Annotated in this window: 2 protein-coding genes; both read left to right on the plus strand. The window is 49.8% G+C overall.

Features of this window, described 5'->3' with window-relative positions; all coding sequences use genetic code 11:
- Positions 1–53: 53 nt before the first annotated feature.
- The gene (locus C3B51_RS00630) at positions 54–668 is read left to right on the plus strand and encodes a phage tail protein (RefSeq protein ID WP_130243832.1); all 615 of its coding nucleotides are present in this window, start codon (positions 54–56) and stop codon (positions 666–668) included.
- A gap of 121 nt (positions 669–789) precedes the next feature.
- A partial coding sequence (locus C3B51_RS00635; protein WP_206076584.1) for a beta strand repeat-containing protein occupies positions 790–6,396 on the plus strand: 5,607 nt, incomplete at its 3' end.

Here is a 6,396-nt window from a genome sequence, read left to right on the forward strand (position 1 = left end):
GTACTGAGCGTTTATCGTTAAAGGGTATGTTTACGAATTAGAGAGGAATTCATATGTCTACTGACCCGTATATTGGCTCAATGGGTACCTTCGGCGGTGCTTTTACAATCAGAAACTTTGCAATGTGTTTAGGCCAGACAATGGCAATTTCACAAAATCAGGCGTTGTATGCACTGATAGGGACTATTTATGGGGGTGATGCACGTACAACTTACGCGTTGCCAGACTTGCGTGGTCGTAGCCCTGTGGGCGCGGGCGTACGCCCGGGTGGTATGGACTATCGTCAAGGTGAAAGACAAGGCTCTGAGCTAGTGGGTATCGAAATCATTCATATGCCTGCACACTCTCACACCGCGATTTTCACGCCGCTGGGTGGTACAAATCCAGTCAGTGGCACTATGCAAGTGGCAACTGATGCGGCAAATACACCCGTACCAGACAGCGACTCGTATATTGCACAAAGTTCATCAGCGGCTTTCTTTAAGCCAACTTTCGGGCAACCTAATTTGACCGATATTAAAGGGTTAACTGTATCAGGTGGTGGCTCGGCAGGTGGGACAGTGACTGTGACTAACACAGGCGGTTCAGCACCACTTAATATTTTGAATCCGGTCTTGCCGGTTAACTGGTTAATTGCGACAGAAGGTGTTTTTCCGCCGCGCAATTAATCAAGCAAGAAAGGGTTGGCTGAATTTCTCGCCAATCCTTTTGTACCAACAGGTTACATGTTTTAAAAGATTACAATAATTAGGCTTTGCAGATAAAGACAGTCATCATCAGGAGAGAATAATGAGATTAAGTCAGGTTGCTATCGCAGTTACTTCAGCAGGGGTGTCGGCGGCATTGCTTTCCGGTGAGGCTTGGGCCGCGCAGCAAACGATCAACTATTCCAATGGTTCAGGCTCCAGTTTTAGTGAGGTGGAGACTGGTGTTACAGGCAGCATGCCTTCGGTCACTTTGACCAATGCCGGTGCTGTGTCTTTGGTATTAGATGCGGGCACTAGTTCGGATAGCCCTGCGTATACAGGCCTAAATGATCTCGGGTTTGTGGCTGGCGTTGTTTACTCTAATACCATGATTAATGAGTTCAACAATCGTGGCTTCCGTTTTTATGAAAAATCTAGCACTAACTTCAGTTTCGACGAAATTACCTTTATGCAGGGGTCGGCCCGAGACTCAGATAAAACGTATCAACTGATACTAACTGGTTTTTCTAATAGTACTCAAACAGTGACAGAAACCATCACTCTGCCAAAAGGTGGTGAAGCAAACTCGGGGTTACAGGACCTCTTTACCCTGGCCCGTGGTACAGACTTTACCGATGCTGCATGGCAGGATGTTGATACAGTGACGATGGCGTTTACCCGTAGTCCGGGAGCTGACTCTCGATATCTTATCAGAAGTATCAAGATTGATGACGCCGCGGCGGCTGACTCAACCGCGCCTACTTTTGTCAGTGCGAGCTCAACCCCCACTGACAATGCAACCAATGTTTCTGTGAGCAACAACATTGAGATCGCTTTTGACGAAAATATAGCGCTCAATAGTGGCAATATCACCATTCGTAATGTCACAGACAGCACTGATTTTGAGGTATTTAATGTTGCCAGTGAAAGCGATGGCACAACCACATCACCAGGCGCAGGCCGCGTCAGTATTACCAACGACAAAGTCTACTTAAATCCTACCAGTGACCTGACAGGTAATCGCACTTACGCTATCCGCATTGATGCAACAGCAGTGCAGGATTCAGCAGGAAATGCATTCCTGGGGATCAGTGACGACACCACCTTTAATTTTAGTACGCCTAATACCGCGCCTGTAGTAGATTTGAACTCGGGCACCGGTGGTAATGATAACACTGCCAGTTTTTCTGAGGGCAGTGGTGCGGTTAATATCGCCAGTAGCGCGTCTGTGACCGAAGCGGACAGTGATACACTAAAAACCATAACAATTACACTGACCAATGATCAGGATGGGGCATCAGAAGGCCTTAATGTGAGTGCAGCTGCGCAAAACGCACTTACGGGTGTGTCTGGAGCGTCGGACATTACACTTCAAGACACGATCACTATCACCGGGGCAACCGCCACGGCCGCTGAAGTTGCTACCTTCTTGCAGGCCGTCACATACAACAACACATCCAGTACGCCAAATGAAACTGCGCGTTCGGTAACCGTTGTGATTAACGATGGGTCGACCAACAGTACAACGCGCACTGCCACTATCAGTGTGACAGATGTCACTGCTGCCAGCTCCAGTGCTGCAGGTTTCGATACAACTAATGGCACAAACCTCTCGCCAGCCATTACCTTTGCAGGCGGTGATGAAACCCTGACCATTGCCAATGCCAGCCATGCGACAGGCTCCACAGCAAGTGGTGGAACGGGCACCGATGTTCTCTCGGTACCTACCAGTACCAACCTGGCCAACTTAACGTCTTTAAGTGGCTTTGAGACGCTTACGCCAGATAGCGGCGCATCTATCACACTGACCGAGTCTCAGCATGAATCATTTACGACCATTAATGGCGCCGGGACTAACCAGTTTACGCTCAGCAGTGCCGATGGTAATGCAGCTATTACCGGTGATGCGGATATTGAAACTTATGTATTGGGCGCAGGGTTTACCTTTACGCTGGGCGGAGCTGCTCAGAATGTAACGGGCAGTAGTTCGGCGGATACTGTTGTAACGGGGGCTGTAACTGCCACAGGTACTTTAGCTGGTAGCGGCGGAACAGATGTATTGCAACTGAGTAATGGTGCCAGTATTTCTGGTGCCACAGTGAGTGGTTTTGAGACCCTGACACTAGATGCGAACGCTGCGGTAACCATGACAGAGGCACAACACGATGCCTTCAGCACAGTTAACGGCAGTGCGACAGAAAGCATTACTATCTCTGCTGCAACCGACGGTTTAACAGCAGCAAGCGCGATTGAGACCTATGTTTTAGGTGCAGCGAACAGCATCACACTGAGTGCTGCGGGTCAGAGTGTAACAGGTAGCAGCGGTAACGACACTATAAATATAGGTACATTAACCGCAACGGGCACGCTTAACGCTGCGGGTGGCACCGATACGCTTTCAATGAGTTCAGGGGCTAGCATTGCTGGTGCAACAGTATCAAATTTTGAGAACCTGACATTGGCCAGTGGTGCAACTGTGTCAATGACGGCCTCTCAGCCTGCTCTATTTGGTGGTACTATCACAGCGGCAGGCACTGAAACGATTAATATCTCCGGCGACGGTGATTTTACCACGCTTGCTAACATTGAAAACTTCTCGGTCGGTGACTCTTCGACTAATAGCCGTACAGTGACCGTTGCTGCTGCAGGCACTTCTGTGACCGCATCGTCTTCTACTGATGCCGTGACATTCAACGTAGGTACACTCAGTTACACTGGCACTCTTACGGGCGACGGCACGACAGCAGACACTGTGTCTATGTCTTCAGGGGCGAATATCTCTGGCGGTACGCTTGCCAACATAGTTAATTTGACCTTGGCCAGTGGTGCATCTGTCACCATGACTCCAGCTCAAAATGCGGCGTTTACTGGTACAGTGACAGCAGCAGGCTCTGAGACCATTACAATCAGTGGTGATGGCGACTTTACAACGCTGACAGGCATTGAGACCTACTCAGTAAATGACGATAGTACCAACACTCGGACCATCACAGTAACCAATGCGTCTGCCACGATAGACGCAACCGTGTCTAACGATGCTATTACGTTTGATATTGCTGGCAGTGCATTTAATGGATCATTGGTCGGCGACCCAACTACCGGTGATACTGTGAGTGCATCAGACGGTGCGGATGTGAGTAGTGGTGGGTTCACCAATATCGGCACTCTGTCACTGGCCAGTGGCGCAACGGTGGCGATTGACGCGGCCAATGTAGCAAATAACTTCACTACGGCGATTACCGGTGCAGCGGGCTCTGAAACGCTCAAACTGATGGACGGGGGCACGTTTAATTTTACTAATACCAGCGTTTCCGAAATCGAAAACCTGGCAATTGGTACCAATAACATCTTTACCATTACGCTGACGGATAACTTTGATTCCAATGGTAATTCGGTCACTATCTCTAATGCTGCGGGCTTTGCGCTTGCTGGTGGAATTACGCTGAATGCCAGTGCGCTTAGCGGTGATACCATTAATATGACCGCCACTGACTTTGACGGTAACGACACCATTACAGGTGGTAGCGGCACCGATACCATTCGTCCGGGCGGTGGTACAGACTCGATGACAGGTAACGCAGGCAACGATAATTTCGTTGGCGACGCGTCTGATCTTAATGGCGACACCATTACCGATTTGAGTGTGGGTGACATTATTACTATCAACAGTGTCACTGGCCTGACAACCAGCAACGTGCGTTTTAGCGGTACCAGCACACTTCAGATAGATACCAATGGGACTGACTTTAGCTCCATTGAAGTGGCAATTAGCTTGTCAAATGCGCCAGCAAACTCACTTGATTTTACGGTAGCGGACAACGGCGCAAATACCGATATCACCTTCATTACGCCGAATGATGTACCTGTATTTAGTAACCTCAATGGTGGACAAACGTTTGTTGAAAACGGCTCGGCTGTGGTGATTGATTCAGATGTTTTGATTGCCGATACTGAACTGGACGCGCTCGACAGCGGCGCGGGTAACTACAATAACGCAACCTTGACTATTGCTCGCAACGGCGGTGCCAATGCACAGGATGTGTTTGGTAACAATGGCCTGCTTGGCACCTTGACTGAGAGCAGCACCTTTACTTACAACTCGACGACGGTCGGTACAGTTACCACTAATTCATCCGGCACGTTAGTGTTGACGTTTAACACCAGCGCAACCTCTGCAATCGTAGATTCTGTATTGCAAAATATCACTTATCAGAACAGCTCAGAAGCACCACCGGCATCTGTAACGCTCGATTATACTTTTAATGACGGCACTGCAAATAGTACGGGCACTAATCAGGCATCTGTTACCATTACTGCGCAGAATGATGATCCAACCGATATTAGCCTGGATACGACATCAATCAATCAGTCAGCGACTGGCGCAGGTGCAAATATAGGTACTTTGAGTACCACAGATCCTGATACCAGCGATAGCCATACCTATACTATCGTTAGCAGTGGTGCCAGTGCTAATGGCACGTGTAGTGCAGACACCAACAACGGTAGTTTCCAGATCAATGGTTCGAACCTTGAAACTCAAGCGGCATTGTCTGCTGGAAGTTATGTTGTTTGTATACAAACAAGCGATTCTACAACGACATTCCAAAAAGCATTTACGATCACCGTAAATGACGATGTGGCACCAAATGCACCATCGACACCAGACCTTGATGCTGGGTCTGATACCGGTTCATCGAATAGTGATAACAACACCAACGACACGACCCCAACCTTCAGTGGTACAGCAGAAAGTGGTTCAACTGTAAGGCTTTATAGTGATCAAGAAGGTGGCGGCACAACCGTTATAGGCACCGGTACTGCAACTGGAGGCAACTGGCAGATTACCACCAGTGCTCTGACTGCTGGTGTAACACATGCCATCACAGCAAAAGCAACAGATGCCAGCAGTAACGAGAGTGCGGCATCCAGTAGCTTAAGTGTCACGATAGATACAACCGCGCCTTCAGCGCCAGGCACACCTGATCTGGATGCAAGCAGCGATACTGGTACATCTAATACGGACAATATCACTAACGATACTACCGCGACGTTTACTGGCTCAGGCCCTAATGGCGGTGCCATTACGTTGATTTCAAGCATTGATGGTACTGTGGGCACCGGCACTGCAACCTTAGGCACCTGGACTATCACAACGTCTGCTTTATCAGCAGGCACACACACGATGACAGCTCGAACGACTGATACCGCAGGCAATACTGCCGATGGCTCAGGCCTTTCTGTCACAGTGGACACCAGCGTGGCAGCGGTCAGCATTACAACGCCTATCGAAGTTGATGGGCTCGTCAACGCGGCCGAAGACAATGATGTACTCATTGCCGGTTCAGGCGCTGAAGCGGGCAATAGTGTGACTGTGACAATCACCGACACAAATAACACCCCCGTGAGCCGCACCGTAACCGCCGATAACTCCGGTAACTGGACGCTGAGCGGCAGTGAGCTGGATGTCAGCGGCCTGAACAATGGCACGCTCACCGTGTCGGCGACCCAGGCGGATACGGCGGGCAATACCTCCACCGCAGCCACGCAAACCATTACGCTGGACAATGCCGCGCCGTCTGCGGTGACCATCACCACGCCGATTGAGACCGACGGTCTGGTCAATGCGGCGGAAGACAACGATGTGCTGATCGCCGGTTCCGGTGCCGAAGCGGGCAACAGTGTGACCGTGACCATCACGGATAACAACAGC

The organism is Pseudoalteromonas rubra (genome assembly GCF_004212645.1).
GTDB classification, from domain to species: Bacteria; Pseudomonadota; Gammaproteobacteria; order Enterobacterales; family Alteromonadaceae; genus Pseudoalteromonas; species Pseudoalteromonas rubra_G.

Excerpts from the sequence above, each read along its gene's own strand:
- C3B51_RS00630 (WP_130243832.1), top strand. The coding sequence starts at position 54 with ATGTCTACTGACCCGTATATTGGCTCAATGGGTACCTTCGGCGGTGCT.